Genomic DNA, 26,144 nt, shown 5'->3' on the forward strand with positions numbered 1-26,144 from the left:
GGGGGGGGGGCCCGCCGGGCTTCGGCGCGGGGGGGGGGGGGGGGGGGGTGGGGTTCGGCGGGGCGGGGGGGGACGCCGGCCCGGGATCTGCCGACCGCCGTCCGTCAGTGCGGACCCGCTTGGCCCCCGGCCCCGGGGCCGGCGCCCGCGTCCGTGTCCGTGCCGGTCTCGGTCTCGGCGTTCGCGAGCAGGGGGAAGAGTCGGGTGACCGCCGCCACGGGGCGGGTCCCGGCGCGCGGCCCGCGCTGCCGGTAGGGCGCGAGCAGGGCGCGGACGGCGGCGCCGAGGTCGGCGAGTTCGTCGGCGGTGAGGTGCAGGACGTCGCTGGAGGTCTGGTCCCGCTGCCAGTCGGCGGGCGCGGCGGACCGGTTGGCGAGCCAGTTCCGGTAGCTGCCGTCCTCCAGATCGCCCGCAAGCTCGGGGCTCAGGTCGTGTGCGCTCCGGCCGGCCGGCTCCTCGGCCGAACCGGGCGGCATGAGCGAGCCCTCCCAGCGCAGCCGCCACGGCCGAGAGCGGCCGTCCCCGGTCGGCGCCTCCTCGATCAGCCCGTACCGGGCCAGCTGGCGCAGGTGGAAGGAACACGTCCCGGAACTCTGGCGGATCATCTGCGCGGCCTGGTTCGAGGTGATGCTGCCCCACTCGGCGATCAGGTCGAGCAGCGCGACGCGGACGGCGTGGTGCGGCAGCGGCCGGGTGGGCGCCCCGACCGGGAAGGTGGCCGGTTCTGCGGGATTCTGGCGGGTGGTCACTTTGCAAAGATGCTACTTTGCAAAGTGTCTTGGCAAGTGTCGAGCACACCGCCTGATGCCATGGGGTGCTGACCTGGGAGAACATGGCACCACGTAGTGTCGTTCGGCTCCGCCGACTCCTTCGCGCTGCACTTTGCAAAGCGCAGACTCTGCAAAGTGCAGGAAGCGACGGCCCGGTAGCGGCAGGCGGTGGCGGCGGCGCCCGGGACGCGATGCGGTGAGACGGGGACCACGGAGAGCACGGAGAGCACGGAGGGGAGAGCGGGTCGTGGCACGACGCGAATCGGCGGAACGGGCCGAGCGGGCGATGCGGGTCCGGGGGCAGGTGCGGGTGCGGGGCGAAGTGGTGAGCGGGTACCCCGAGGTGCCGCCGGAGGCGTTGCGGGGCGAGGTGCGGCGCATCACCGTCGTCGGGGAGGACGTCCTGCACCGGCGGTGCCGGGATGTGACGGAGGACGAGTTCGGCACGCCCGAGCTGGCCCGGCTGATCGACGACATGTTCGCCGCCATGTGGGTCGCCGCGGGCGTCGGGCTGGCGGCCAACCAGATCGGCGTCGACCTCCAGGCCTTCGTCTGGGACTGCCACGACGAGGACGGCGTCCGCCACGTCGGCCACATCCTCAACCCGGTGCTCGACGACCTGCCGCCCGGGGCGCGCCGGCTCGTCGAGGGCACGGAGGGCTGCCTCTCCGTCCCCGGCCCGTACATGGAACTGGCCCGCCCCGACACGGCGGTCGTCCGCGGCCGGGACCTCGACGGCCGGCCACTGGTCGTCGAGGGCCGCGGCTACTTCGCGCGCTGCCTCCAGCACGAGAGCGACCACCTCGGCGGCGGTCTCTACATCGACCGCCTCGCCGCCCGGGGCCGGCGTGCCGCGCTGCGCCGCATGGAGGAGCGCAAGGCGGAGGTGTTCGCCGAGCGGGCGGCGCGCGCCGAGGAACTGGCCGCCCTGCGCTGACCTGCCCCAGTGCGGGGCCTGACCTGGCGGGGGCCCTGACCTGGCGCGGACCCGGGGCCGGCCGCCGGCCCCGGGCCCTAGCCGGCCGCCGGGCCCGCGTCGGACCCCCGGTCCGCGTCGGCGAGGATCGCCCGCAGCCGGGCCAGGCATTCGGCGACGAAGGCCGGATAGGTGCGCCAGTAGTAGGGGATCCCGCCGGCGCCGACCGCGATCGCCCAGGCGCGGGCGCGCGTCCAGGTGGGCCCGTCGAGGTCCAGCGCGTCCCAGTAGGCCCGGCGCGCCTCGGGCGGCAGGTCCCAGACGGGCGCGTGCTCGGCGTCCGGGTGGCCGACGGACAGGCACCCGAAGTCGATGACCGCCTCCAGCGCGCCGCCCCGGACCAGGAGGTTGGTGGGCTTGAGGTCCCCGTGCAGCCACCGGTGCGGCGCGGACGGGTCCGGCAGCGCGAGCCCGGCCCGCCACAGCCGTTCCAGCGCGTCGACGTCGAGCGCGCCGCCCCCGTCGGGGAGGTCCGCGCCCGCCCCCGCGCCCGCCAATGCGCGGCACTCCGCGAGGGACCGGGTGACCCACGCGTCGCAGTCCCGCAGCGAGCCACCGCGGTACCAGCTGAGGTCCTCCGCGCGGGTCGCGCCCATCAGGTCCAGGCCGTGCAGCTCCCGGACGAACGCCGCGAGGTCGCTGCCGAAGGCCGGCCAGTCCCGCACGCTCGCCGGCCCGGCCTCCTCGCCGTCGATCCAGCGGTAGACCGACCAGGCGAGCGGGAACGCCGCGGTCGGCGCCCCGGTGTGCACGGGCGCGGGCACGGCCCAGCCGAGCAGCGGGGCGAGACGCGGCAGCCACTCCTGCTCCTTGCGCAGGGACCGGGCGCCGTCCGGGGTGCGCGGCAGCCGGACGAGCAGCTCCTCGCCGAGCCGGTACATGCTGTTGTCCGTGCCCGCGCCCGCCGGCACCAGCGGCAGGCCGGCCCACTCGGGCCGCTGCGCCCGCAGCAGGGACCGGACCAGGTCCGCGTCGGCCGGGATCTCGTCCGTGTGCAGTGTCATGCGGGGAGTCTGGCCCCCGCTCCGCGGCCCGGGCCACCGGTTTTCCGCCCCGGGCGGCGGGCGCCCGCCGCCCGGGGGCCCGCCCGGCGGGCCTCCCTTGTCAGCCGCCCTCCCCACCGCGCACAATGGTACCGACCGAACGGTCAGTCGGTTGCTCCGGCGGACGGTCGGGGCGAGCCGCCGACGCCCGGGAGCGGGCGGGACGGCCGGGGACGGAGCCAGCGAAAGGGGACCGTGGTGACAGCAGAGGTGGCCGAGCGGCCCGGGGCGTCGCCCGAGGACGAGTTCGAGGAGGCGTTCGAGGCCGTCATCGCCGCGGAGCAGCGGATCGAGCCCCGCGACTGGATGCCCGACGCCTACCGGGCCACCCTCGTCCGCCAGATCGCCCAGCACGCGCACTCCGAGATCATCGGGATGCAGCCCGAGGGCAACTGGCTCACCCGCGCCCCGTCCCTGCGCCGCAAGGCGATCCTGCTCGCCAAGGCCCAGGACGAGGCCGGCCACGGCCTCTACCTGTACGCCGCCGCCGAGACCCTCGGCGTGGACCGCGCCGAGCTCACCGGGAAGCTGATCTCCGGCCGCCAGAAGTACTCGTCGATCTTCAACTACCCGACGCTCACCTTCGCCGACGTCGGCGTGATCGGCTGGCTGGTCGACGGCGCCGCGATCTGCAACCAGGTCCCGCTCTGCCGCTGCAGCTACGGCCCGTACGCCCGCGCCATGGTCCGGATCTGCAAGGAGGAGTCGTTCCACCAGCGCCAGGGCTACGAGCTGCTGATGACGCTGATGCGCGGCACCGAGGCCCAGCGCCGGATGGTGCAGGACGCGGTGGACCGGTGGTGGTGGCCGTCGCTGATGATGTTCGGTCCCTCGGACGCCGCCTCGCCGAACACCGCCCGCTCGATGGCCTGGCGGATCAAGCGGCACACCAACGACGAGCTGCGCCGGCGCTTCGTCGACATGACCGTCCCGCAGGCGCAGCACCTCGGCGTCACGCTGCCCGACCCCGAGCTGCGCTGGAACGAGGAGCGCGGCGGCTGGGACTTCGGCGAGCCGGACTGGTCGGAGCTGAACCGGGTCATCCACGGCGAGGGCCCGTGCAACGCCCAGCGGGTGGAACGGCGGCGCGCCGCGCACGAGGACGGCGCGTGGGTGCGCGAGGCCGCCACGGCGTACGCGGCCAAGCGCCGCGCCGAGCAGGCCGGGCAGGACGGGCGCGCCGAGCAGACCGGACAGACCGGACAGGCCGGACAGGCCGGGTACGCCGGGGGCACCGGGAACGCCGACGAAGCCGCGCACGCCGTGGCCGGCGCGACCACGGATGCGCGACAGCACGCGGAAGAGGAGAACGGAAAGTGACCGAGTCCAAGGCCGGCTGGCCGCTCTACGAGGTGTTCGTGCGCCCCCGGCGCGGCCTGAACCACGTGCACGTCGGCTCGCTGCACGCGCCCGACGACCGGATGGCCCTGCTCGCCGCCCGCGACCTCTACACCCGCCGCAACGAGGGCGTCAGCCTCTGGGTGGTCCGCTCCGAGGCGATCACCGCCTCCACCCCGGACGAGCGCGACCCGTTCTTCGCGCCCAGCGGCGACAAGGTCTACCGCCACCCGACCTTCTACGACATCCCCGAGGATGTCCCGCACATCTGACCGGGAGCAGCCGAACCATGACGGACGACCTGACCCACGCCGCGACCGCCGACCCGGCCGGCGCCGCCACCGACGACCACGTGTACCTGAGCCTCACCGAGGCGTCCCCCGAGCCCGAGGGCGAGGGCCGCTGGGCGTACGGGACGGGCTTCGCCGACCCGCTGCTCGGCGTGGACACCGCCGTGCCGCCCGGCCTGGACGGCGCCGACCTCGCCGCCTACTGCCTGATGCTGGGCGACGACGCGCTGATCCTCGCCCAGCAGCTGATCGAGTGGTGCACCCGCGCGCCCGAGCTGGAGGAGGAGGTGGCGCTCGCCAACCTCGGCCTCGACCTGCTCGGCCAGGCCCGCCAGCTGCTCACCCGGGCCGGCCAGGCGGACGGCTCCGGGCGCACCGAGGACGACCTGGCGTACTGGCGCGAGGAGCGGGAGTTCCGCAACGTCCGCCTGGTCGAGGCGCCGAACGGGGACTTCGCGTACTCGATCGCCCGTCTGCTGCTGTTCGCCACGGCGCGCGGCGCGCTGTACGAGGCGCTGGCCGGGCACGCCGACCCGGTGCTGGCGGCGGTCGCGGCGCGCGGGGCGAAGGAGCTGGCCTACCACCGTGAGTACGCCACCGCGTGGACGCTGCGGCTCGGCGACGGCACGCCGTACTCGGCCGCGCGGATGCAGGCCGGGCTGGACGCCGTGTGGCCGCTGGCCGAGGAACTGTTCACCGGGCACCCGGTGGAGCTGCGGGCCGGGGTGGACCCGGCGACGCTGCGCGAGCCGGTGCTGCGGGCGGTGGCGGCGGTCTGCGCGGAGGCGGGGCTGACGGTGCCGGACGCGCGGGGGCTGGCGTCCGTCGGCGGCCGGGCCGGACGGGACGGCGTGCACACCGAGGCGCTCGGTCCGCTGCTCGCCGAGCTGCAGGTGGTGGCCCGCGCCCACCCGGGTGCGACGTGGTGACGGCCGTGGCCGGGGCACGCGCGTCGAGCGGGTCGGCCGCCTGGGCGGTGGCGGCGGCCGTGCCGGACCCGGAGCTGCCGATGCTGACGCTGGCCGACCTGGGCGTGCTCGCCGACGTCGAGGTCGCCGGAGATCCGGAGCGTCCCTCGGTGACCGCGTGGCTCACCCCGACGTACTCGGGCTGCCCGGCCGTCGCCGAGATGGCCGCGGACGTGGACCGGCGGCTGCGCGCGGCCGGGTTCGCGGACGTCCGGGTCCGGCTGCGGCTGAACCCGCCCTGGTCGACCGACCTGATCACCGCCGAGGGCCGGCGCAAGCTCGCCGAGGCCGGGATCGCCCCGCCCCGGCCCGGCGCCGCGAGCGCCGTCGCGCGCAGCGGGCCCGCGCTGCTGAGCCTCGGCCCGACCCGGCGCGCGGACGCCGGGGAAGCCGGGAGCGCCGGGGCCGTCGGGGACGGCGGGAGCACCGGGGCCGTCGGGAGCGCCGCCGCGCCGCCGCCCGTCACCTGCCCGCTCTGCGGTGGCACCGACACCGAGGAGCTGTCCCGCTTCGGCTCCACCGCCTGCAAGGCGCTGTGGCGCTGCCGGGACTGCCGCGAGCCCTTCGAACGCGTCAAGGAGATCTGAATGGCCGCCGTTCCGTCCGCGGACCTGCCCGCCGCCCGCTCCGCGGACCTGCCCGCGGAGCCGTCCGCGGAACTCCCTGCGGAACTCCCCGCGGAGCCGCCCGCCGTGCGCCCCGCCCGCCGCCCGACCTTCCACGCGCTGCGGATCGCCGGGCTGGAGCGGCTCTGCGAGGACGCCGTCGCGGTCACCTTCACCGTGCCGGAGGGGCTCGCGCAGGCGTACGCGTTCCGGCCGGGGCAGACGCTGACGCTGCGCCGGGTGGTGGACGGCATCGACGAGCGCCGCTCGTACTCGATCTGCGCCCCTGTCGGCGGCCCCCTGCGCATCGCCGTGCGCGAGGTGCCGGGCGGGCTGTTCTCCCGCTGGCTGGTGCGCGAGGCCCGGCCGGGGGAGGAGGTGGAGGTGCTGACGCCGTCCGGCCTGTTCTCCCCGGACCTCGCCGAGCCCGCCGACCACGTGCTGCTGGCGGCCGGCTCCGGCATCACGCCGATGGTGTCCATCGCGGCCTCCGTGCTGGCCGCCGACCGCACCTCCACGGTCACCCTGCTCTACGGCAACCGCCGCAGCGACACCGTGATGTTCGCCGACGAGCTGGCCGACCTGAAGGACCGCTACCTGGACCGCTTCCAGCTGGTCCACGTGCTCTCCCGGGAGACCCGGGACGCCGAGCTGCTCAGCGGCCGGCTGGACCCGGAGCGGGTCGGGGCACTGCTGACGGCCCTGGTGGACACCGCGGCGGTCGGCCACTGGTGGCTCTGCGGACCGTTCGGCATGGTCGCCGGGGCCAGGGAACTGCTGGCCGGCCTGGGCGTCCCGGCGGAGCGGGTGCACCAGGAGCTGTTCCACGCCGAGGACGAACCGGTGGCCGAGCGCCCGGACGACACCCCGGACGCGGCCGGGCACAGCGAGGTCACTGTCGTCCTGGACGGGCGCGGCAGCACCCTGTCACTTCCGTGCGACCGCTCCATCCTGGACGGCGCGCAGCGCTCGCGCCCCGACCTGCCGTTCGCCTGCAAGGGCGGCGTCTGCGGCACCTGCCGGGCCCTGGTCACCGAGGGCGAGGTGGAGATGCGGCGCAACTTCGCCCTGGAGGAGAAGGAACTGGCCGCCGGCTACGTCCTCACCTGCCAGGCCCGCCCGGTGACGCCCAGGGTGACGGTCGACTACGACCGCTGACCGGGCGGCGGACGGAAGACACCGGGGGCGGCCGGCCGGCCCGTCAGGGCGTTCCCGCCAGCAGCTCCGCGCGGTGGGCGGCGAAGAACGCGCCGAGCGTGACCGGGGCGCGCCCGAGCAGCCGCCGCGTGGTGCCGTCGTCGGGGACGTCGAACCAGCCCTGGCGGCGCCACGGGTCGTTCTCGCCCCAGCCGGCCGCCAGCGCCGGGGGCACGCCGAGCGCGGTCAGCGCGCCCGGGACGTCCGCGTCGGCCACCGGGCGGTGCCGCACCGGCCGCCCCGTGGCGCGGCCGAGCGCGGCGGCGACCTCGGCGTCGGTCAGGCCCGGGCCGGTCACGTCCAGGACCGTCCCCGTGGCGCCCGGCGCGGGGAGGGTGTCGACGGCGCCGGTGAGGACGCGGGCGGCGGCCCAGGCGGTGTCCTCGCGGGTGATGTAGCCGACCCGGCCGTGCGCGGCGCTGCTGGGCAGCTCCCCGTGGGCCACCGCGAGCCGGGCCAGGCCGGAGAGCAGCAGCATCTGCGGCCAGACGTTGAACCGCAGGACGGTGTGCGCCAGACCGGATCCGGCGAGCAGCCGCTCGGTGCGCCGGTGGTCGGCGGCTTCGGGGACGGGGTTGTCCGGGTCGGCGGCGCGGACCACCGAGGTGTAGACGAGGTGCTCCACCCCGGCGGCGACGGCCGCCTCGACGGCCGCCTCGTGCAGGTGGAGCCGGCGGGGCGAGCGCTCGGTGCTGACGAGGAGCAGCCGCCGCACCCCGGCGAGCGCCGGCGGCAGGGTGGCGGGGCGGGCGAAGTCGGCCTGCCGGACGGACAGGCCGGGCCGGGCCGGGTCCGCGCCGGCCCGGGCCGGATCGCGGGTGAGGGCGACCGTGCCGGTCCGGCCGGCGGTCAGGTCGAGTACCGCGGCGAGCGCCAGCCGGCCGAACCGCCCGGTGGACCCGGTGACTGCGAACATGTGAACTCCTCGACTGCGACGATGTCCTGGAGCGATCATGGGCGGGCCTGACGGGTCGTCGAAAGAAGGAACATCCATGTCCACTGGCACGGACCGGACCCCGGCCCCCGCGTCGGCCCCCGCTCCGGTCACCGCGCAGGACCGCGCGACGTGCCCGGCGACGGCGGTGCTGCACCGGGTGGGGGACCGCTGGAGCGTCCTGCTGATCTGCCTGCTCGCCGAACGGCCCCACGGCTACAACGAGCTGGACCGCGCGGTCGCCGACCTGAGCCGGCGGATGCTGACCCGCGCGCTGCGCACCCTGGAGGCCGAGGGGTACGTGAGCCGCACCGCCCGCCCCGAGTCCCCGTACCGGGTCGAGTACGCGCTGACCGGCCTCGGCGAATCGCTGCACGCGGCGGTGCGGGAGCTGGGCGCCTGGGCCGCCGTGCACGACCGGACCCCGCCGGCGCGGTGAGGCCCGGCCGCAGCCGGCGTCCGGTCAGCCGCCGACCGGCACCGTCGCCGCGGCCCCGTCCCGAGCCGGGGCACCGAGCAGGCGGACGATCTCGTTGACCGCCGCGCGGCCGGCGCGGTTGGCGCCGACGGTGCTTGCGGACGGGCCGTAGCCGACCAGGTGGACGCGCGGGTCGGCGGTGGCGCGGGTGCCGGTGAGGGCGATGCCGCCGGCGGGGGAGCGCAGGGCGAGCGGGGCCAGGTGGCCGACCTCGGGGCGGAAACCGGTGGCCCAGACGATCGCGTCGACGGCGAGTTCCTCGTCGCCCCAGGCGACCCCGTGCTCGGTGAGCCGGTCGAACATCGGGCGGCGGTGCAGCGCGCCCAGCTCCTCGGCCCGGCGGTAGGCGACCGACGGGCCGAGCCCGGTCACGCTCACCACGCTGCGCACCGGCAACCCCTGGCGGACCCGCTCCTCGACCTTGGCGACCACCGCTCGCCCGTACTCGGGGGTGAACGGGCCGTCGTGGTGGACGGGCGGGGTGCGGGTGACCCAGACGGTCTCGCCGACCGCGGCGACCTCCGACAGGACCTGGATCGCCGAGGCCCCGCCACCGACCACCAGCACCCGCTTGCCGGTGAACTCCTTCGGGCCGCGGTAGGCGGCGTAGTGCAGCTGGCGCCCGCCGAACCGGCCGGGGTAGTGGGGGAGGAAGGGGCGGGTCCAGGTGCCGGTGGCGTTGATCAGCGCCCGGGTGGACCAGGTGCCGGAATCGGTCTCGACCAGCAGCCGGGCGTCCGGCCGGGCGGACTCGGAGCGCACCGCCAGCACCCTGACGGGGCGCACGACGGGGAGCGCGTGCTGCGCCTCGTACGCCGCGAAGTACCCCGGGACGACCTCGCGCGCGGGGGCGTCCGGGTCGGGTTCGGGGAGTTCGACGTCGGGCAGGTCGTGGAAACCGTGCACGGTGGCCATCCGCAGGGACGGCGAGCGGTGCGCCCAGGCGCCGCCGGGGGCGCGGTCGGCGTCGAGGACGACGAACCCGCCGTCGGTGTCCGCGCGGTGCGGCGAGAATCCGCGGCGGCGCAGGTGGTAGGCGGCGGACAGGCCCGCCTGGCCCGCACCGATCACCAGGACGTCGACCCGGCGTCCCGCGTCCGGCGCCGGGGTGCCGACGCCGGTCGTCGCATCGAGAGTGGTTGCACCGTAAACAGTCACGCCGGTGAAACATCCCGCGGGCGGGCCGTGTTCCCGGTCACCGGTGTCACGGTTCCCGGTGCCACGGCCCCGTCCGGGCCGGGATCAGGCGGTGGCCGGGGAGATCACCGCAGCCGTGCCGTAGGCGCACACCTCCGTGCCGACGTCCGCCGCCTCCGTGACGTCGAACCGGAACATCAGCACCGCGTTCCCGCCACGCGCCTTGGTCTGCTCGACCAGCCGCTCCATCGCCTCGTTGCGGCTCTCCACCAGGGTCTTCGTCAGACCGCGCAGCTCACCGCCGACCAGCGACTTCAGCGAGGCGCCGATCTGGCTGCCGATGTGCCGGCTGCGCACGGTCAGGCCGAAGACCTCGCCGATCACGTGATCGACCCGGTAGCCGGGGATGTCGTTGGTGGTCACTACCAGCACCTGGGCGTCCGGGCGCTGCCCGCCGCCGTACTCGTCGATGTTTGCCATGGGGCACATCCTGCCCCGGGGAACAGGACGTCGTCGAACAGAGGCGCGCGGGGCGTGCGCGGGAACGCGCGGGGCGGTAACGGCGAGAACGCGTAGGGTAGCCGGAACGGACCGGTGATCGGACGGCCGAAAAGCCGTACCGTAGCCCCATGGGCGAGCGAAGCGATCATCCACAGGGGCCGGGCGCGGCGGAGGACTCCGGCGCGCAGGAGATCGAGGCGACGGTGGTCCTGGGCCTGCGGATCACGAACTGGCCGGCGCTGCGCGCCGCGGCCATCGCGGCCGTCGAGGAACTGGACTTCGAGGGCATCGATCCGGCCGGGCAGCGCCGTGAGCTGCTGCGCGAGGTGGCCGAGGACGCCAACGCGGCGCTCGGCGCGCTGCTCCACCCGGACCGGCTGGTGGCGGCGATCCCGGGGGTGGAGGCGATCGGCGGCACGCTGGAGATCGCCGTCACCGAGGACTTCGCCCCCGATTTCGCCGAGCTGTTCCCGCTGGAGGGCGAGGAGGAGGACGGCGGCGGGGCGGCCGGTGACTGGACGCTCACCCCGCGCACCGCCTGCCTGCTGCACGCCCAGCTGCTCGGGCTGGCCGACGCCGCCTACGACGACCTCGACGAGCACGAGGACGAGCCGGTCGCCGACGGCGAGGAGGCGGACTGGACGGTGTTCGGGCGGCTGCCGCAGCGCACCTGGCGGCTGCACCGGGGCTGGCGCCGCGCGATGGCCCGCACCTTCGACGACCTCGCCGACGACCTGGCGCTCGGCGAGTGGCCGCTGCCGCGCTGCCTGGCGGAGGAGATCGCGCTGCGGATGGCGCTGGTCGACGCCCGGGCGCTGCTCGGCGCACAGCCCGAGTCGGTCGCCGACATGATGGGCGACCTGCCGGCCGACCTGTACGACTACGACTGGGACGGCTGCCACGACGAGCTGTTCGGCGTCTACGGGCCGGACGACGGCGATCCGGAGCTGACCGCGGAGCAGCGCGCCGAGCTGCTGCTGACGGCCACCCATCCGGAGGGCTGGTTCCTGACCTACGACGACGCGGAGGAGCGGGACCCGCAGCGCGGCTACCGCCGCTGAGGGGCGCCGCGCGGCCTGGCATGCTGGTCGGGTGACTTCTCCGTTCGACGCCCTCGTTCCCGAACCGACGCCCGAGGACCGCGACGCCCGGCCGCAGTACGTGCTGCCGCTGGTGGTGCGGCTGGAGCGGGCGACGCCGCCCGGGCGGACCGACGCGCTGGAGACCTCGGCGCGCGCGGTGCTGACGCTGCTGGCCGACCCGCGGGTCGCCGAGGCCGAGGGGGAGTGGGCCGAGCGGGTCGCGGCCTGGGAGGACGCGCGGATCCGCAAGGTGGTCCGGCGGGCGCGCGGCGGCGAGTGGCGCCGGGCCGGCGAGCTGCCCGGGGTCACGGTGACCGGCCGGGAGGCGGAGGTGCGGGTGTTCCCGCCGGTCCCGCTGGACGGCTGGCCCAAGGAGCTGGCCAAGCTCCAGGTGTCGGGCACCGACCTGGAGGAGGCCGGCCCGCTCGACGCCCCGGAGCCGGGCACGCCGGTGCTCTGGCTGAACCCGGAGCTGGAGATGAGCGCGGGCAAGACCATGGCGCAGACCGGCCACGCCGCGCAGCTCGCCTGGTGGCGCCTGGACGAGGCGCGGCGCAAGGAGTGGGCGGACAGCGGCTTCGCCCTCGCCGTCCGCACGGCGACCCCGCAGGCCTGGGCGGAGCTGGTGGCGAGCGGACTGCCGCTGGTCCAGGACGCGGGCTTCACGGAGATCGCCCCGGGCAGTTGCACGGTCGTGGCGGACCACCCGGGGCTGCGGGGCTGATCGGCCAGGACGTTGAGCGGTTCAGCCGTTCATCCGTTCAGCCATTCAGGGGTTCATCGGCTCGGCGGTTGAGCGGTTGAGTGGCTCGGCGGTTGAGTGGCTGACAACTGACAGCTGACAGATAACAGATTCTGAAATCTGTTATCTGTCAGCTGAAATCTGTCAGTTGTCAGTTGTCAGCGCCGCCCCCGTCACCGGCGGAGCGTGAGGCGCTCCGTGTGGCAGGCGAACTCGGTGAGCCTGCGGGTCCAGCCGGTGCCGGTTCGCCCGCCGGCGTGTGTCGGGGCTTGCGCCTTCCGGGGGGAGCCGGGCGGGGTGAGGTCGCTCTCGACCATCCGCAGCCGGGTGTGGTCGCCCGGTTCGGTGGACAGGGTGAACGTGACCAGGCCGGAGCCCCGGGGCCGGCGGACGGCGAGCACGGTGGGCGGTTCCAGCTGCTCGATCAGCGCGGGAGTGACCGTGCCGATCCAGAGGTCCAGGAACTCCGCCCGGGTGAGCACCTCCCAGACCCGCCCGCGCGGCGCCGCGATGGTGATCTCACGCTCGATGCTGTCGGCGACCATGCCGTGAACCTCCTCGATCCGTCGTCCGAGGGTCGCACGTCCCCGCCGCCATGTGCAACTCGTGGGTTGCACATGGGCGGCGGGGACGGAAGTCGGTCCCACACGCACTGACGAATCGTCAGGTCCCGTGACGGCGCAGGCCGCACAGGCCGCCGTAAGCGGCGGCGCCGGCCCACAGGGCCATGATCAGCAGGCCGGTCCAGTGTCCGTACACGACTTGCGGGTCGTCGGCGTAGCGCAGCGCGTACTGGCCCGCGCGGTCCGGGAGGAACTGCGCGGCGCCGCGCACGCCCGGGACGCCGGACAGCAGCGGGGAGAGCAGGAAGACGCCCGGCAGCAGCAGGCCCATGGCCGCGGTGAGACTGCGCAGCACCGCGGTCAGCCCCAGGCAGAACACCACCAGCAGCGCCGGATAGAGGACCCCGGCGGTGGCGCTGCGCACCAGAGCGGGGCCGTCCCAGGAATCCGGCACGAACGCGCCGTAGCCGAGGAACGAGCCGGCGGTCCCGAGCACTCCGGCGCCGAGGGCGACGGCCGCGCCGAGGGCGAGCTTCGCGCCGTAGAGGCGGCCGCGGTGCGGGACGGCGGTCAGCGAGACGCCGATCACGCGGGTGCTGAACTCCTGCCCGAACAGCAGGACGGCAAAGCAGACCAGCGCCGCCTGGCCGAAGTTGAGGCCGTAGTGGATGCCGAGGCCGGGGTCCTCGGCGAAGCTGTCGTCCTCGCCGCCGACGACGGCGGCCACCGCGGCGCCTAAGCCGACGGTGAGCAGCACGGCGACCAGCGGAGTGATCCACAGCGAGCGCAGGGTGGTGAACTTGATCCGTTCGGCGCGCAGCGCGGCGCGGACGGCCGTGCCGGCCGTGAAGGGGGTCGCGGTGCTCATGCGGCCACCGCCCGGTACTCGACGCTGTCGGCGGTCATCCGCAGGAAGGCCTCCTCCAGGGAGTCCTGCTGCACGGCGATCTCGTACAGCACCACCCGCTCGGCGGCCGCCAGCGCGGCCACCTCCTCGGGCGCCGCGCCGGTGACCTCCCAGGCGCCGCCGTCCACGCGTTGCGCGTCCAGGCCCGAACGGCCCATCAGTGACGCCAGCGCGTCCGGGTCGACGGCCCGCACCCGGATCCTGGTCCGGCCGTGACGGTCGATGAAGTCCGGGGTCGTCGCGTCCGCCAGCAGCCGGCCCCGGCCGATCACCACCAGGTGGTCGGCGGTCAGTGCCATCTCCGACATCAGGTGCGAGGAGGCCAGTACCGCGCGCCCCTCGGCGGCCAGGCCGCGCAGCAGGGCGCGGATCCAGCGGATGCCCTCCGGGTCCAGGCCGTTCACCGGCTCGTCGAGCATCAGCACCGGCGGGTCGCCGATCAACGCGGCTGCCACGCCCAGGCGTTGGCGCATGCCGAGGGAGAAGCCGCGGATCCGCCGACCGGCCGCGTCGGACAGCCCGACCTGGTCGAGCACCTCCTCGACCCGGCGCTGCGGCAGGCCGTTGCTCGCGGCCAGCCAGCGCAGGTGTCCGCGCGCCGTGCGGCCGCCGTGCAGGGCGTGCGGGTCGAGGAGGGCGCCCACCCGCCGCAGCGGGGTGTCCAGTTCGGCGTACGGGCGGCCGTCGACCAGGGCCCGGCCGGCGCTCGGTCGCTCCAGTCCCAGGATCAGCCGCATCGTCGTGCTCTTGCCGGCGCCGTTGGGCCCGAGGAAGCCGGTCACCACCCCGGGGCGGACCTCGAAGCCGAGGCCGTCCACCACCCGCGTCCCGCCGTACTCCTTGGTGAGCCCCTCCACGGTGATCACGACCGTCCTCCGTTCTGCCGCCTCGTGCGAGCCGCGCCGTTGTCCTTCGGTGGCTCCATGGGACCGGATCCGGGCACCGCGGCGGATCCCGCCGGGGAGGGGACCGCCCTCCCTCCCGGGAGGGAGGCCGAGCGCGCCGCTGACCTGGCAGGATGGCGCGGTGCCCCGAATACTCGCGCCCCTGCTGAGTCCCGTCACCTACGCGCGGTGGCTGCATCTGCTGATCGGCTGGATCTTCGCCGGCGTCATGCTGATGATCTATCCGGGCATCGCGGGACGCGGTCTCGGCGAGGTGCTGGTGCGGGCGGTGCCGGTGGACGTCGCGCTGGTGGTGCTGTCCGCGACGGTGCCCGCGATGCGCCGGGCGGAGGGCGTGCAGGCGCGGCTGCTGCTCGTCCCCGACCGCGAGCAGGACATCGCCGCCGAACCCGCGCGCGGTTGGGCCGACCGGTGGCGCACGGCGCTCTGGCTGCTCGGCCGGCTGGTGCTCGGCGGGGCCGTGGGCGCGGCCTCGGTGCTCGGACCCGCCGCCGCCTTCGACCTGCTGGTGCGGCCGGAGCCGGTGGTGTTCGGCCTGCGGGTGCCGGGCGGGGACGCCCTGCGCTGGACGCCGCTGCTGGCACCGCTGGCCCTGTTCGGGCTCGGCTGGCTGGTCGTCTGGGCAGGGCGGCTCCAACTCGTGATGGCCGTAAGACTGTTGGGACCCTCTCCGGCGCAGCGGCTGGCCGCCGCCGAGCTGCGCGCCGAACGGTTGCTGGAGCGCAACCTGTTGGCGCGCGAGCTGCACGACTCGATCGGCCACGCACTGACGGTGACGGTCCTTCAGGCGGGCGCGGCACGCGCGGTCGGCGACCAGGCGTTCACGGCCAAGGCACTGGAAGTCATCGAGGAGACCGGCCGCCGGGCGATGGACGACCTCGAACGCACCCTCGCCCTGCTCCGGGACACCGGCGACACCGGCGACGCCGGCGACACCGGCGACGCCGGCGAAACCGGCGACGCGGGCGAGGCCGCCGGTGCCGAGGACGTCCGCGAACGGCCGGGCATCGACCGCCTCCCCGCCCTCTTCGACACCGCCCGGGCGGCCGGCAGCCCCGTCGAGGCCCGGGTCGACGTCCCGCCCGGGCGCCTGCCCGGCGTGCTCTCCCGCGAGGGCTACCGGATCGTCCAGGAGGGCGTCACCAACGCGCTCAAGTACGCCCCCGGCGAGCCGATCAGCGTCCGGATCGCCGTCCGTGACGGCCGGCTGGAGCTGCGCTGCGCCAACGCCCTGCCCCCGCACGCCGGTGCGCCCGGCCGTTCCGGCGGCTCACCGCGCCGCGGCGGCAAGGGACTTCGCGGCATCCGCGAGCGGGCCGTGCTGCTCGGCGGCGAGGCCTCGGCGGGAGCGGAGTCCGGCGAGTGGGTGCTGGCCGTCCGGGTCCCCCTACGCTTGGGCGCGTGATGATCGACATTCTGCTGGCCGACGACGAGGAACTGGTCCGGGCCGGACTGCGGGCGGTGCTGGAGGCGCAGGGCGACCTGCGGGTGGTCGGCGAGGCGTCCGATGGCGCGCAGGCGGTCGACCTGGCCCGCCGGCTGCGCCCGCACGTGGTGCTGATGGACGTCCGGATGCCCGGAACGGACGGCCTCGCCGCGACCCGCGAACTGGTCCGCGACGGCGCCGTGCCCGGCGGCCGCGCGCCGAAGATCGTCGTCGTCACCACCTTCGAGATCGACGACTACGTCTACCAGGCCCTGCGCGCCGGCGCCGACGGGTTCCTGCTCAAGCGCACCCGGCCCGCCGAGATCGCCCAGGCGGTACGGCTGGTGGCGGCCGGCGAGTCGCTGCTCTTCCCCGCCCAGATCCGCCGGCTCGCGGCCGGCCGGGGCAACGCGGCGGCGCGCGCGGCGATGGCCCGGGCCGCCCTGACCGGGCGCGAGGCCGAGGTGCTGCGGCTGGTCGCGCGCGGACTGACCAACGGCGAGATCGCCGCACAGCTCTTCCTCGGCGTGCAGACGGTGAAGACGCACGTCAGCAGCCTGCTGGCGAAGCTCGGCGCGCGCGACCGCACCCAGGCGGTCATCCTCGCCTACGAGTCGGGCTTCGTGGCGCCCGCCGACTGACGCCCCGCCGACTGACGCCCCGCAGGCTGCCGCCCGCCGCCCGCCGCCCGCCGCCCGCCGCCCGCCGACCAACGCCCGCTGACCAACGTCCACAGCCCGCCGCCCGCCAGGCGGCGCCTCAGGCCGGGTAGGCGTGCGTCTGCGCGGCCTTGACGGCGGCCCAGACCGCCGAGCCCGGCGCGAGCCCGAGCTCGGCCGCCGCCGCCGGCGTCAGGTCGGCCGCCATCGGGACGGCGCCCGCCAGGTCGGCCCGCACCTGGTCGCCGTGCAGGTCCAGGCCGGCCACCGTCAGCTCCCAGACGTTGCGCGCGCTGCCCTCCGGGCGCGCCCGGTGCAGGGTCACCGCGGACGGCGGGAACGCGACGAACGCGGGCCCGGACAGCTCCTCGTCCGTCGTCAGCACCGCGCCCTGCGGCAGGGTCACCCGGTGCCCGTCCGCCGTGCCCCGGTACAGGTTGAGGCCCACCAGCCGGGCGATGTAGTCGGTGCGCGGCCGGCGCGCGATCTCCGCCGGGACGCCGGACTGCACCTCGCGCCCGTCCTCGATCACCACCAGCCGGTCGGCCAGCACCATCGCGTCCAGCGGGTCGTGCGTCACCAGCACCGCGACCGCCTCGAACTCGGCCAGGTGGCGGCGCAGCTGGGCGCGGACGTCGAGCCTGGTCCGGGCGTCCAGGGCGGCCAGTGGCTCGTCCAGGAGCAGCAGCCGCGGCCGCACGGCCAGCGCCCGGGCCAGCGCCACCCGCTGCGCCTGACCGCCGGAGAGCCGGCCCGGCCGGGCGCCCGCGTGTTCGGCCAGGCCCATCCGCTCCAGCCAGCCGGCCGCCTCGGCGCGCGCCTCGCGCCTGGAGCGGCCCCGGCAGCGCGGGCCGAACGCCACGTTGTCCAGCGCGCTCAGGTGGGGGAAGAGCAGGTAGTCCTGGAACACCACGCCGACCGGGCGCTCCTCGGCGGGGGTGTGCAGCCGGCGGGCCGGGTCCTCCAGGACGCGGCCGTCCAGGCGCAGATGGCCGTCGCCGAGCGGGAGCAGCCCGGCCAGGGCGCGCAGGGCGGTGGACTTGCCGGCGCCGTTCGGGCCGAGCAGCGCGACCACCTCCCCGGGGGCGGCGGTGAGCGCGAGGTCCAGGGTGAAGGCGGCGCGCTCGACCCGCAGCCGGGCGTCCAGGCCGGCGCCGGCCTCCGGAGCGCCGGTGGCGGGAGCGGTGGGTGCGGTGGGCGGAGTCATCGGCGGGGCCTTCCGGGGACGGGGACGCGGCGCCGGGCGGGCCGCTCGGGGCCCGGCGGGCCGAGGGTGGGGCGCGGGGCCGAAGGCGGCGTCACGGCGTGGACATCCAGCGCTCGCGCAGCCCGGCCAGCACCGCGATCGAGACCACCAGCAGCACCAGCGACAGCGCGATCGCCGCCTCCGGGTCCGACTCCATCGCCAGGTAGACGGCGAGCGGCATGGTCTGCGTGCGGCCGGGGAAGTTGCCCGCGAAGGTGATCGTCGCCCCGAACTCGCCGAGCGCCCGCGCCCAGGCCAGCACCGCGCCGGCCCCGATCCCGGGGGCGATCAGCGGCAGCGTCACCCGGCGGAAGGCGGTGAGCCGGGAGGCGCCCAGCGTCGCGGCGGCCTCCTCGTAGCGGGGGTCGGCGGCCCGCAGCGCGCCCTCGACGCTGATCACCAGGAACGGCATCGCCACGAACGCCTCGGCGATCACCACACCGGTGGTGGTGAACGGCAGGGTCAGGCCGAAGGCGGAGTCCAGCCAGGAGCCGACGATGCCGCGCCGGCCGAGCACCAGCAGCAGTGCCACGCCGCCGACCACCGGTGGCAGCACCAGCGGCAGCGTCACCAGGGCCCGGACCAGCCGCCGGCCCGGCAGCTCGGTGCGGGCCAGCAGCCAGGCCAGCGGGACGCCCAGCACCAGCGAGATGCCCGTGGCCGCCGTCGCGCAGACCAGCGACAGGCGCAGCGCCTCCCAGACCTGCGGGCTGGTGAGCTGCTCGGACAGCGTGCTCCACGGCGCCCGGACCAGCAGTCCGACCAGGGGGAGGACGAGGAACGCCAGGCCGAGCAGGGCCGGGAGCAGCAGGGCGGCCGGCACCCGGCCCGCCCGCCGCCGCCGTCGGCGCGGCCGGCCGTCGGCCTGGGACGGCAGGCGGTCGGCCTCGGACGGCAGGCGGCTGGAGCGGTTGGAACGGCCGGAGCGGCCGGTGTGGTCGATGCGGCCGGAACGGTCGGTGCGGCGGCGGATCACGGGGCCTGGAAGCCCGCCGCGGTCAGCACCTGCTGCGCCTCGGGCGACTGGATGTAGGCGACGAAGGCGGCGGCGCCGTCCTTGTTCGGCGCCTTGGCCAGCGCGGCGATCGGGTAGTCGTTCACGGCCTTGGCGGCCTCGGGGAAGTCCACGCCGTCGATCTTCCCGGCGTCGGCCCGCACATCGGTGCGGTACACCAGCGAGGCGTCGACCTCGCCCAGCTCGACCTTGGTCAGCGCGCCCTTGACGTCCTGCTCCAGGGTGACCGGGGTGAGGGTGACGTTCGCGGCCTTGAGGGCGGTCAGCGCGGCGGCGCCGCAGGGCACCTCCTTGGCGCAGAGCGCGACCTTCACCCCGGGGGCGGCGAGGTCGGCGAGGCCGGTGAGGTGCTTGGGGTTGCCCTCGGGGACGGCGATGGCGAGCGTGTTGCGCACGAACGTCCTCGGCTCGCCCGCGGCGCCGCCCGCGTCGCTGACGGTCTTCATGGGGGCCGGGCTGGCGGCGGCGAAGACGTCGGCGGGGGCGCCGGAGTTGATGCTGGCGGCGAGGGCGGAGCTGCCGCCGAAGTTGAAGGTGACCTTGGTGCCGGGGTTGGCGGCCTCGAACTTCCTGCCGAGGTCGGTGAAGGTCTCCTTGAGCGAGGCGGCCGCGAACACGGTGATCGAACCGGACGCCTTCGGGACGCCGGTCGGGGAACCGGTCGTGGCGGAGCCGGTGGCCGAGTCGGTGGCGGTACTCGTGGCCGTGCCGTTCCCGGTGTCCGAGCCGCCGTCGCTGCCGCAGGCGGTGGCGGCGAGCGCGAGGACGAGCGCCGCGGCGCCGGCGGCGGTGAATCTGCGGATGGTCATTCCTTCGCTTCCCCTCCTGGACGCGCCGGAAGGGCGCGGTGTCCCGGGCCGCAGGTACGGCCTTTATGCCGATCATAGTGCCGCAGCTACGAGCCGATGAGCCCCTGGCCCATCGCAACCGCAAGGGCCGGCGCCGGAGGCGCCCCGGCGGCCGGAAGGCGTGCGGCGGCGCGCGGCGGCGCGCGGCGGCAGGAAAACCCTTCGCGCACGGCCGCCCCCGGACGGAAGAGTGGCCCCGCCCGGACCGCCCCGGCCGTCCCCTCGGGATCCGCCGGGCCGAACCCCGCGCGTCCACGTGCGTGCACATCTGTACGCACACCCGACCGCGCCCACACGCCCACACGCACGCCGGCCGGCCGGACCGGTCGAGCCCGGGGGAGGAGTACACCCATGTCCACACTGCGGGTCAGCGCCGAGCGGCTGACCATCCTGGAGCACCCGAACGCCGACGCCCTGGAACTCGCCCAGGTCGGCCTCTACCGCGCGGTGGTCGCCAAGGGCGCCTACCGCACCGGCGAGCACGCCGTGTACATCCCCGAGCAGGCCGTGCTGCCGGCCGCGCTGATCGCCGAACTGGGCCTGACCGGCCGGCTCGCCGGGAGCGGGGCCGACCGGGTCAAGGCGGTGCGGCTGCGCGGCGAGCTGTCCCAGGGCATCGTCTGCCGGCCCGGCGCGCTGGCCGGCACCGACCTGGCGGTCGCCGCCGCGCGCGGCGAGGACTTCGCCGCCCTGCTGGGCATCACCAAGTGGCAGCCGCCGGTGCCCACCACGATGAGCGGCGAGGTGGTCGCGGCCCCGGACCTGCTGCCCTGGGTGGACGTCGAGAACCTCAAGCGGTTCCCGGACGTCTTCGCGCCCGGCGAGCCCGTCGTGGTGACCGAGAAGCTGCACGGCAGTTGCTGCCTGGTCACCTACCACGCCGCCACCGGCGAGGTGCAGGTCTCCTCCAAGGGGATGGCCGCGCGCGGGCTGGCGCTCGTCGAGGACGCTCGCAACCTGTACTGGCGCGCGGTGCGGGCGCACGGCGTCGCGCGGGTCGCGGCGCGGCTGGCCGCGCGCCTCGGCGCCGAGCGGGTCGGCGTCTTCGGCGAGGTCTACGGCGCGGGCGTGCAGGACCTCACCTACGGCGGGTCCGGGCGCGGCGAAGCGCCCGGCTACGCGGCCTTCGACGTGTCGGCGCTGGTCGACGGACAGCTGCGCTGGCTGCCCGCCGCCGAACTGCTGGCCGGGGAGCTGCCGCTGGTGCCCGAGCTGTGGCGCGGGCCGTTCGCGGTGGACACCGTGCTGGCGCTCGCGCAGGGGTGCGAGACGGTCTCCGGGCGCGACCTGCACGTGCGTGAGGGCGTCGTGGTCCGGCCCGAGGCCGAGCGCCACAGCCCGGTGCTGGGCGGGCGTGCCATCGCCAAGGCCGTCGGCGACGCCTACCTCACCCGCAAGGGTGGCACGGAGTACGAGTAGGGGGGCGCGAACAGCCCGGCGAGCGCCGTGTGACGTCCGCCGGGCCGCCCAACGCGCTCCTTCTGCTCTGATTACCACTCAGTTACGTTGGAGGGACGAAGGGACACGACCGAGGAGGGGACATGACACTGACCGACGCCGCCGTCACCGCCGCCGTCACCGCTGCCGGCGCCGCGAAGCGGGTACCGGGGCCGCCCGGGCTCCCCGTGGTGGGTTCGCTGTTCGACCTGACCCGGCGCCCGCTGCGGACGTTCCTGGACGCCCGCCGCGACTACGGCGACGTCGTCCGCTTCGTGGCCGGCCCGCCCGGGCTGCGCGCCGAGTTCTACGCCGTGTTCTCCCCGGAGGGCGCGCACCAGGTGCTCGGCAGCGAGGCGGCCAACTTCCGCAAGGACAACAGCTTCTACGACGAACTGCGGACCAGCCTCGGCAACGGCCTGCTGACCAGCCAGGACGGCGACTACCAGCGCCAGCGCCGGCTGATCCAGCCGCTGTTCACCCGCCGCCGGGTGGACGGCTACGCGCAGGCCGTCGGGCTGGAGTGCCGGGCGCTGGCCGACCGGTGGCGGGCGGTCCCGCACGGCGTGGTCGACGTCGCCGAGGAGATGTCGCGCTTCGCGCTGCGCACGGTCGCCCGGATCCTGTTCGGCGCGGACGTGGAGGCGGCGGTGCAGGTGGTGCACCGCGGCTTCCCGGTGATAGGGGAGCTCGTCCTCGCCCGCGGCTTCGCGCCGGTGCGGCTGCCCCGCTCCTGGCCGACGCCGTCCAACCGGCGCGGCGCCGCGGCGCGCCGGGACCTGTACGCGGTGTGCGACCGGATCATCGCCGAGCGGGCCCGGCGGGCGGAACGCGCCGGCGGGGCCGCCGCGGCCGGTCCGGGCGGCCTGGACGGCGGGAGCGGCCGGGGCGGCCAGGCCGGTCAGGGCGGAGCGGCCGGCCAGGACGATCTGCTGGAGCTGCTGACCCGGGCCCGCGGCGAGGACGGCGAGCGGCTCGACCCGGACGAGCTGCGCGACCAGGTGCTGATCTTCCTGCTCGCCGGGCACGAGACCACGGCGACCTCGCTGGCCTTCGCGCTGTTCCTGCTCGCCAAGCACCCCGAGCAGCGCCGCCTGGCGCAGGAGGAGGCCTCGGCGGTGCTCGCCGGGCGCGAGCCCGTGGCCGCCGACCTGGAGGCGCTGCCCTACCTGACCCGGGTGCTGAAGGAGGCCATGCGGCTCTACCCGCCGGCCTCGCAGATGGGGCGCCGCTCGGTGGAGGAGACGGTGATCGACGGGCACGTGGTCCCGGCCGGCGCCCAGGTGATCCTGGCGCCCTGGGTGACCCACCGGCACCCCGGCCACTGGGCGGAGCCCGACCGCTTCGACCCGGACCGCTTCCTGCCCGAGCGGGAGAAGGAGCGGCACCGCTACGCCTGGTACCCGTTCGGCGGCGGGCCGCGGGCCTGCATCGGGCAGCACTTCTCGATGCTGGAGTCGGTGCTGGCGCTGGGCTCGCTGCTGCGGGAGTTCGACCTGGAGGCGATCGACCACGGCGTGCGGCTCGGCCAGGGCATCACCCTCCAGGTGAAGAGCCCGATGCGGGTCCGGCTGACGCCGCGCGGCTGAGCGTCCGATCGGGGGCGGGCAGGCATCACCGGCGCCCACGGCGGGCAGGAGGACGGCGAACCATGAGGTGAGGTGCGTCGTGGAGGTCCGGGCCGGTGTCCGCCGGCCGGGCCCCGGGGTGCCGAGTTCCGAGGGGGCGGCATGGGGAGCGCACCGGGGTGTCGCGGCGAGGCGGACGGGTCCCGCGGCGCCGAATCGGCGGAGTTCGACCGGGTGTTCACGGAACTGCTGCCCCGGCTGCACCGGGCGGCCGCGCGCCTGCTCGGGAATCCGTTCGGCGCGGGGGACGTCGTCCACGAGGCGTACCTGCGCATCGCCCGGCGGCCCGCCCGCTTCCTCGGCCATCCGCGGCCCTACGCCTACGCGTTCACCGCGATGGTCAACGTCGTGCGCGACGAGTGGCGCCGCGACCGCCGCCGGCTGGTGCCGTACGAGGCGCTGGAGGACGTCGAGGTGCTGGGCGGCGAGGCCGGCGGACAGGCGGAGCTGCAGGCGCACTGGGAGGTCGTCCGGCTGCTGGGCTGCCTGACGGCCAAGCAGGCCCGTGCCGTCCTGCTGGTCGACCTCGACGGCTACGGTCTGGAGGAGGCCGCGGCCCTGCTCGGCGTGCACCGCTCCACCCTGGCCCTCACCCGCCGGAGGGCGCTGGAGCGGCTGCGGACGCTCATCGAGCGCGAGCGCGCGGGCGAGCGCGAGCACGACCAGGGCCTCGGGGCCGGTCTCCGCGAGGGGGCCCGGCCCGACGCGCCGGACTGACGGTCTGTCAGCTCCGTTGCCGGTCCCGCCCGTACGCTGAACCGTGATCACGTACGAGGAGCACCGGCTCCGCTCCCTGGCGGACGAGGGCCGTTGGATCGAACTGCTGGACGCCTACCGGCAGGCCCGCGCCGCCGCCGTCGCGCTCGCCCCGGAGCGCGGCGGCCCACCGGACGGCCCCGCGCAGGGCCGGGCGGCCGCCGCGGCCGCCCCGCTCGGCCACCTGATCGCCTACGCCGCGCCGCCCGAGGTGGCCGCCCGGCTGTTCGACGCGGACGGCGGCCCCGGCACCGCGGCCGGCGTCGCGGACCACGACGCCGGACCGCTCTGGGAGGTGCTGGCGACCCGGCACTGCTGGCGCCGGCTCGCCCCGCTGCTCGCCCCGCCCCCGGTGCGGCGGCTGGTGGCGCAGACCCGGGTGCTGCTCGGCGAGGACCTCGCCCGGGACGCCGAGCCGGATCCGGAGGGCGTCCCGCTGGCGCTGGAGCCGTGGGAGGAGGCGGGCCGGGGCGAGGGCGCGCCGGTACGCGAGTACCTGCCCGACGGCGGGTCGCGCAGCGCGCTGCTGACCCTGCCGGCCAGCCGCGAGGGCCTGGCCCGGGTGGAGCTGCCCGAACCCGGCGCCCGGCTGCCCGGGCAGCCGGCCACCCGGGCGCTCGCGGAGCTGGCCGGGTGGGCGCGGGCGGTCTGCGTGCGCGGGCCGGCGCCGCTCGCCGCCGCGCAGCTCGCGCCGCCCGGGCGGCTGGTCACCGGCGGCTACCTGCCGTTCGCTCTCGCCTGGCCGGCGCTGGTGCAGGCGGGCGTCGCGGACCGGGCGCACGGCGCGGCGCACGGGAGGCTGGCGCTGTGGCGGGTGCTGGTGGAGATGACCGGGGTCCGGCGCACGCGCTGGGCGGACCGGGTGGAGGTGGACGCGCTGGTCGCCCGGATGCGCTGCTTCACCTGGGACGACCCGGCGGACCGGTTGCGGCACCTGCATCTCGCGCTGGAGGACCCGGCGACCGGCCTGAGCTGGGCGGTCAGCGGGTCCGAAGAGGTCTGAACGGCGGGGCGCGGCGGCAGACGGGGTGGCAGCCGGGGCACCGGGCAGGGCGTCGGGCAGAGCGTCCGGCGGGGTGGACGCGGCGGGGTGGCGGGGCGGCGGGAAGACGAAGGACCCCCGGTCCGGCGCCATTCCGGGGGGTTGGGCGGGGCGCCGGACCGGGGGAGTCAGGGGGTGGGGCGGCCGGGGCGGCCGGGGCGGCTCAGGCGGCCGCCGCCGGGACCGCCCCCGCAGCGGCGGGTCCGGGCTCCGGGGCGCCCTTCGTTCCGGCCGCGCCTTCCGTCCCGGTCCCGGTCCCGGCGGCGGTCACCGGGGCGCCGTGGGCGTCGGCGTCCAGCAGCGTCCGCTCGTCGAAGGGCAGCGCGCCCGCCAGCACCTGCCGGGCCCGCTCGCGGTCGAGTTCCCCGGTCCACTGCCCGATCAGCACGGTGGCGACGGCGTTCCCGGCGAAGTTCGTCAGCGCCCTGGCCTCGGACATGAAGCGGTCGATGCCGACGATCAGCCCGACGCCGTCCACCAGTGCCGGCTTGTGCGACTGCAGCCCGCCCGCCAGGGTGGCCAGTCCGGCGCCGGTGACCCCGGCCGCGCCCTTGCTGGCGATCACCATGAAGACCAGCAGCGACAGCTGCTCGCCCACCGACATCGGCTTGTCCAGCGCCTCCGAGATGAAGATCGAGGCCATCGTGAGGTAGATCGCCGTGCCGTCCAGGTTGAAGCTGTAGCCGGTCGGGACGGTGATGCCGACCACCGGGCGGCTGACGCCCAGGTGCTCCATCTTGGCGATCAGCCGGGGCAGCGCGCTCTCCGAGGAGGAGGTGGAGAGGATCAGCAGGAACTCGCGGCCCAGGTAGCGCAGCAGGGTGAGGATGTTGACGCCCGCGACCAGGCGCAGCAGCGTGCCGAGCACCACGACCACGAACAGCGCGCAGGTCAGGTAGAAGCCGACCATGATGACGGCCAGGCTCTTCAGCGCGGCCGTGCCGGTGGCGCCGACCACCGCCGCCATCGCGCCGAACGCGCCGACCGGCGCCACCCACATGATCATCGCCATCACCCGGAAGACCAGCCGCTGCAGGTGCTCGACGCCGCGCAGCACGGGCGCGCCGGCCGGGCCCATCGCCTGCAGGGCGAATCCGACCAGCAGCGCGACCAGCAGGGTCTGCAGCACCTTGCCCTCGGTGAGGGCGGAGAGCAGGGAGGTCGGGATCATGCCGAGCAGGAAGTCGGCGGTGGACTGCGCGCCCCCGGCGGCGGCCTGGGCGTGTCCGGACTTGGCGAGGGCGGCGGTCAGGTGCAGGCCGCCGCCCGGCTCCAGCAGGTTGCCGACCAGCAGGCCGATGGCGAGGGCGACGGTCGACATGGTGAGGAAGTAGCCGAGCGCCAGCCCGCCGACCCGGCCGACCTTGGCGGCCTTGGTCACCGAGCCGATGCCGAGCACGATGGTGCAGAAGATGACCGGGCTGATCATCATCTTGATGAGGTTGACGAAGCCCGTGCCGACCGGCTTCAGCTCCACCGCGAAGTCCGGCGCGGCCAGACCCACCACGACGCCGGCGACGACCGCCGCGATCACGGCGAGGTAGAGGTAGTGGGTGCGGTCCTTCGCTCTGGTGCCCGCTCCCGCTGCGGTTCCGGTGATCGGCATCTGCGGCTCCTTCGCCGTGCTGTGCCCGCACGGGGCGCCTGCGTG

At 75.9% G+C, this 26,144-nt stretch carries 27 protein-coding genes; 15 read left to right on the forward strand and 12 right to left on the reverse strand.

Annotation, left to right across the window (positions count from 1 at the left end; genetic code table 11):
• Positions 1-104 precede the first annotated feature (104 nt).
• Complete coding sequence (locus tag ABT238_RS07970; RefSeq protein WP_350560870.1) at positions 105-749, reverse strand: winged helix-turn-helix domain-containing protein; 645 nt, start codon at positions 747-749, stop codon at positions 105-107.
• Between the two features lie 307 nt (positions 750-1,056).
• Here ABT238_RS07970 and def point away from each other — a divergent pair, with 307 nt between their 5' ends.
• Positions 1,057-1,707 (forward strand): peptide deformylase, encoded by a 651-nt coding sequence (gene def, locus ABT238_RS07975; RefSeq protein WP_350756310.1) that lies wholly within the window; start codon positions 1,057-1,059, stop codon positions 1,705-1,707.
• A 77-nt stretch (positions 1,708-1,784) separates the two neighbouring features.
• Here the strand turns inward: def and ABT238_RS07980 are convergent, their stop codons facing one another.
• Positions 1,785-2,750, reverse strand: coding sequence for an aminoglycoside phosphotransferase family protein (locus ABT238_RS07980; protein ID WP_350756087.1), 966 nt, complete (start codon positions 2,748-2,750; stop codon positions 1,785-1,787).
• 237 nt (positions 2,751-2,987) lie between these two features.
• Here ABT238_RS07980 and paaA point away from each other — a divergent pair, with 237 nt between their 5' ends.
• From paaA to paaE, 5 genes are read left to right on the forward strand one after another with little or no spacing between them, the layout of a single operon-like run.
• Positions 2,988-4,109, forward strand: a complete 1,122-nt coding sequence (gene paaA / locus ABT238_RS07985) for a 1,2-phenylacetyl-CoA epoxidase subunit PaaA (protein WP_350756089.1) — start codon at positions 2,988-2,990, stop codon at positions 4,107-4,109.
• Positions 4,106-4,399: a 1,2-phenylacetyl-CoA epoxidase subunit PaaB gene (gene paaB, locus ABT238_RS07990; RefSeq protein ID WP_350560864.1), complete on the forward strand. Its 294-nt coding sequence runs from the start codon at positions 4,106-4,108 to the stop codon at positions 4,397-4,399. The genes paaA and paaB overlap by 4 nt, the downstream gene beginning before the upstream one ends.
• 17 nt (positions 4,400-4,416) lie before the next feature.
• On the forward strand, positions 4,417-5,346 hold the full coding sequence (paaC, locus tag ABT238_RS07995) for a 1,2-phenylacetyl-CoA epoxidase subunit PaaC (protein WP_350756091.1): 930 nt from the start codon (positions 4,417-4,419) through the stop codon (positions 5,344-5,346).
• Positions 5,340-5,972, forward strand: coding sequence for a 1,2-phenylacetyl-CoA epoxidase subunit PaaD (paaD, locus tag ABT238_RS08000; protein ID WP_502891408.1), 633 nt, complete (start codon positions 5,340-5,342; stop codon positions 5,970-5,972). The genes paaC and paaD overlap by 7 nt, the downstream gene beginning before the upstream one ends.
• Positions 5,973-7,148 carry a 1,2-phenylacetyl-CoA epoxidase subunit PaaE gene (gene paaE, locus ABT238_RS08005; RefSeq protein ID WP_350756095.1) on the forward strand — a complete coding sequence of 392 codons (1,176 nt, stop codon included), beginning with the start codon at positions 5,973-5,975 and terminating at the stop codon, positions 7,146-7,148. It abuts the gene before it with no gap.
• A 43-nt stretch (positions 7,149-7,191) separates the two neighbouring features.
• On the opposite strand, the gene ABT238_RS08010 is transcribed toward paaE, so the two are convergent.
• Positions 7,192-8,103 carry an NAD(P)H-binding protein gene (locus tag ABT238_RS08010; protein WP_350756097.1) on the reverse strand — a complete coding sequence of 304 codons (912 nt, stop codon included), beginning with the start codon at positions 8,101-8,103 and terminating at the stop codon, positions 7,192-7,194.
• Between the two features lie 76 nt (positions 8,104-8,179).
• Here ABT238_RS08010 and ABT238_RS08015 point away from each other — a divergent pair, with 76 nt between their 5' ends.
• Positions 8,180-8,560: a winged helix-turn-helix transcriptional regulator gene (locus ABT238_RS08015; RefSeq protein WP_350756099.1), complete on the forward strand. Its 381-nt coding sequence runs from the start codon at positions 8,180-8,182 to the stop codon at positions 8,558-8,560.
• 24 nt (positions 8,561-8,584) lie between these two features.
• On the opposite strand, the gene ABT238_RS08020 is transcribed toward ABT238_RS08015, so the two are convergent.
• Both ABT238_RS08020 and ABT238_RS08025 read right to left on the reverse strand, forming a co-directional pair.
• Complete coding sequence (locus ABT238_RS08020) at positions 8,585-9,673, reverse strand: NAD(P)-binding domain-containing protein (RefSeq protein WP_350756312.1); 1,089 nt, start codon at positions 9,671-9,673, stop codon at positions 8,585-8,587.
• Positions 9,674-9,841: 168 nt separating this feature from the next.
• Positions 9,842-10,216 (reverse strand): YbjQ family protein, encoded by a 375-nt coding sequence (locus ABT238_RS08025; RefSeq protein WP_350560852.1) that lies wholly within the window; start codon positions 10,214-10,216, stop codon positions 9,842-9,844.
• A gap of 149 nt (positions 10,217-10,365) precedes the next feature.
• Here ABT238_RS08025 and ABT238_RS08030 point away from each other — a divergent pair, with 149 nt between their 5' ends.
• Positions 10,366-11,298: a hypothetical protein gene (locus tag ABT238_RS08030; protein WP_350560850.1), complete on the forward strand. Its 933-nt coding sequence runs from the start codon at positions 10,366-10,368 to the stop codon at positions 11,296-11,298.
• Positions 11,299-11,329: 31 nt separating this feature from the next.
• Positions 11,330-12,043, forward strand: coding sequence for an aminoacyl-tRNA hydrolase (locus ABT238_RS08035; RefSeq protein WP_350756101.1), 714 nt, complete (start codon positions 11,330-11,332; stop codon positions 12,041-12,043).
• Between the two features lie 191 nt (positions 12,044-12,234).
• Here the strand turns inward: ABT238_RS08035 and ABT238_RS08040 are convergent, their stop codons facing one another.
• From ABT238_RS08040 to ABT238_RS08050, 3 genes are all read right to left on the reverse strand, one after another.
• Complete coding sequence (locus tag ABT238_RS08040) at positions 12,235-12,606, reverse strand: SRPBCC family protein (RefSeq protein WP_350756103.1); 372 nt, start codon at positions 12,604-12,606, stop codon at positions 12,235-12,237.
• A gap of 118 nt (positions 12,607-12,724) precedes the next feature.
• Positions 12,725-13,492 (reverse strand): ABC transporter permease, encoded by a 768-nt coding sequence (locus ABT238_RS08045; RefSeq protein WP_350756106.1) that lies wholly within the window; start codon positions 13,490-13,492, stop codon positions 12,725-12,727.
• Complete coding sequence (locus ABT238_RS08050; RefSeq protein WP_350560842.1) at positions 13,489-14,397, reverse strand: ATP-binding cassette domain-containing protein; 909 nt, start codon at positions 14,395-14,397, stop codon at positions 13,489-13,491. The genes ABT238_RS08045 and ABT238_RS08050 overlap by 4 nt, the downstream gene beginning before the upstream one ends.
• Positions 14,398-14,557: 160 nt before the next feature.
• Between ABT238_RS08050 and ABT238_RS08055 the strand changes: the two genes are divergently transcribed.
• Both ABT238_RS08055 and ABT238_RS08060 read left to right on the forward strand, forming a co-directional pair.
• Positions 14,558-15,841 carry a sensor histidine kinase gene (locus ABT238_RS08055; protein WP_350756108.1) on the forward strand — a complete coding sequence of 428 codons (1,284 nt, stop codon included), beginning with the start codon at positions 14,558-14,560 and terminating at the stop codon, positions 15,839-15,841.
• Positions 15,841-16,503: a response regulator transcription factor gene (locus ABT238_RS08060; RefSeq protein WP_502884144.1), complete on the forward strand. Its 663-nt coding sequence runs from the start codon at positions 15,841-15,843 to the stop codon at positions 16,501-16,503. Before ABT238_RS08055 ends, ABT238_RS08060 begins: the two co-directional genes overlap by 1 nt.
• A gap of 118 nt (positions 16,504-16,621) precedes the next feature.
• Here ABT238_RS08060 and ABT238_RS08065 read toward each other — a convergent pair whose 3' ends face one another.
• From ABT238_RS08065 to modA, 3 genes are all read right to left on the reverse strand, one after another.
• On the reverse strand, positions 16,622-17,728 hold the full coding sequence (locus ABT238_RS08065) for an ABC transporter ATP-binding protein (RefSeq protein ID WP_350560836.1): 1,107 nt from the start codon (positions 17,726-17,728) through the stop codon (positions 16,622-16,624).
• A 91-nt stretch (positions 17,729-17,819) separates the two neighbouring features.
• Complete coding sequence (locus tag ABT238_RS08070) at positions 17,820-18,665, reverse strand: ABC transporter permease (protein ID WP_502891414.1); 846 nt, start codon at positions 18,663-18,665, stop codon at positions 17,820-17,822.
• 74 nt (positions 18,666-18,739) lie between these two features.
• The gene (gene modA / locus ABT238_RS08075; protein WP_350756110.1) at positions 18,740-19,591 is read right to left on the reverse strand and encodes a molybdate ABC transporter substrate-binding protein; all 852 of its coding nucleotides are present in this window, start codon (positions 19,589-19,591) and stop codon (positions 18,740-18,742) included.
• Positions 19,592-19,981: 390 nt separating this feature from the next.
• On the opposite strand from modA, the gene ABT238_RS08080 reads away from it, so the two are divergent.
• From ABT238_RS08080 to ABT238_RS08095, 4 genes are all read left to right on the forward strand, one after another.
• On the forward strand, positions 19,982-21,049 hold the full coding sequence (locus ABT238_RS08080; RefSeq protein WP_350756112.1) for an RNA ligase (ATP): 1,068 nt from the start codon (positions 19,982-19,984) through the stop codon (positions 21,047-21,049).
• Positions 21,050-21,171: 122 nt separating this feature from the next.
• Positions 21,172-22,656 carry a cytochrome P450 gene (locus ABT238_RS08085; RefSeq protein WP_350756114.1) on the forward strand — a complete coding sequence of 495 codons (1,485 nt, stop codon included), beginning with the start codon at positions 21,172-21,174 and terminating at the stop codon, positions 22,654-22,656.
• A 141-nt stretch (positions 22,657-22,797) separates the two neighbouring features.
• Positions 22,798-23,412 (forward strand): RNA polymerase sigma factor, encoded by a 615-nt coding sequence (locus ABT238_RS08090; protein WP_350560828.1) that lies wholly within the window; start codon positions 22,798-22,800, stop codon positions 23,410-23,412.
• A 43-nt stretch (positions 23,413-23,455) separates the two neighbouring features.
• Positions 23,456-24,454, forward strand: a complete 999-nt coding sequence (locus ABT238_RS08095; protein ID WP_350560826.1) for a hypothetical protein — start codon at positions 23,456-23,458, stop codon at positions 24,452-24,454.
• Positions 24,455-24,656: 202 nt separating this feature from the next.
• Here ABT238_RS08095 and ABT238_RS08100 read toward each other — a convergent pair whose 3' ends face one another.
• A complete protein-coding gene (locus tag ABT238_RS08100) occupies positions 24,657-26,099 on the reverse strand; it encodes a cation:dicarboxylate symporter family transporter (protein WP_350756116.1) in 1,443 nt (480 codons plus the stop codon).
• Between the last annotated feature and the right edge of the window lie 45 nt (positions 26,100-26,144).

It is taken from the genome of Kitasatospora sp. NPDC001527 (genome assembly GCF_040298605.1).
Classification (GTDB): Bacteria; Actinomycetota; Actinomycetes; order Streptomycetales; family Streptomycetaceae; genus Kitasatospora.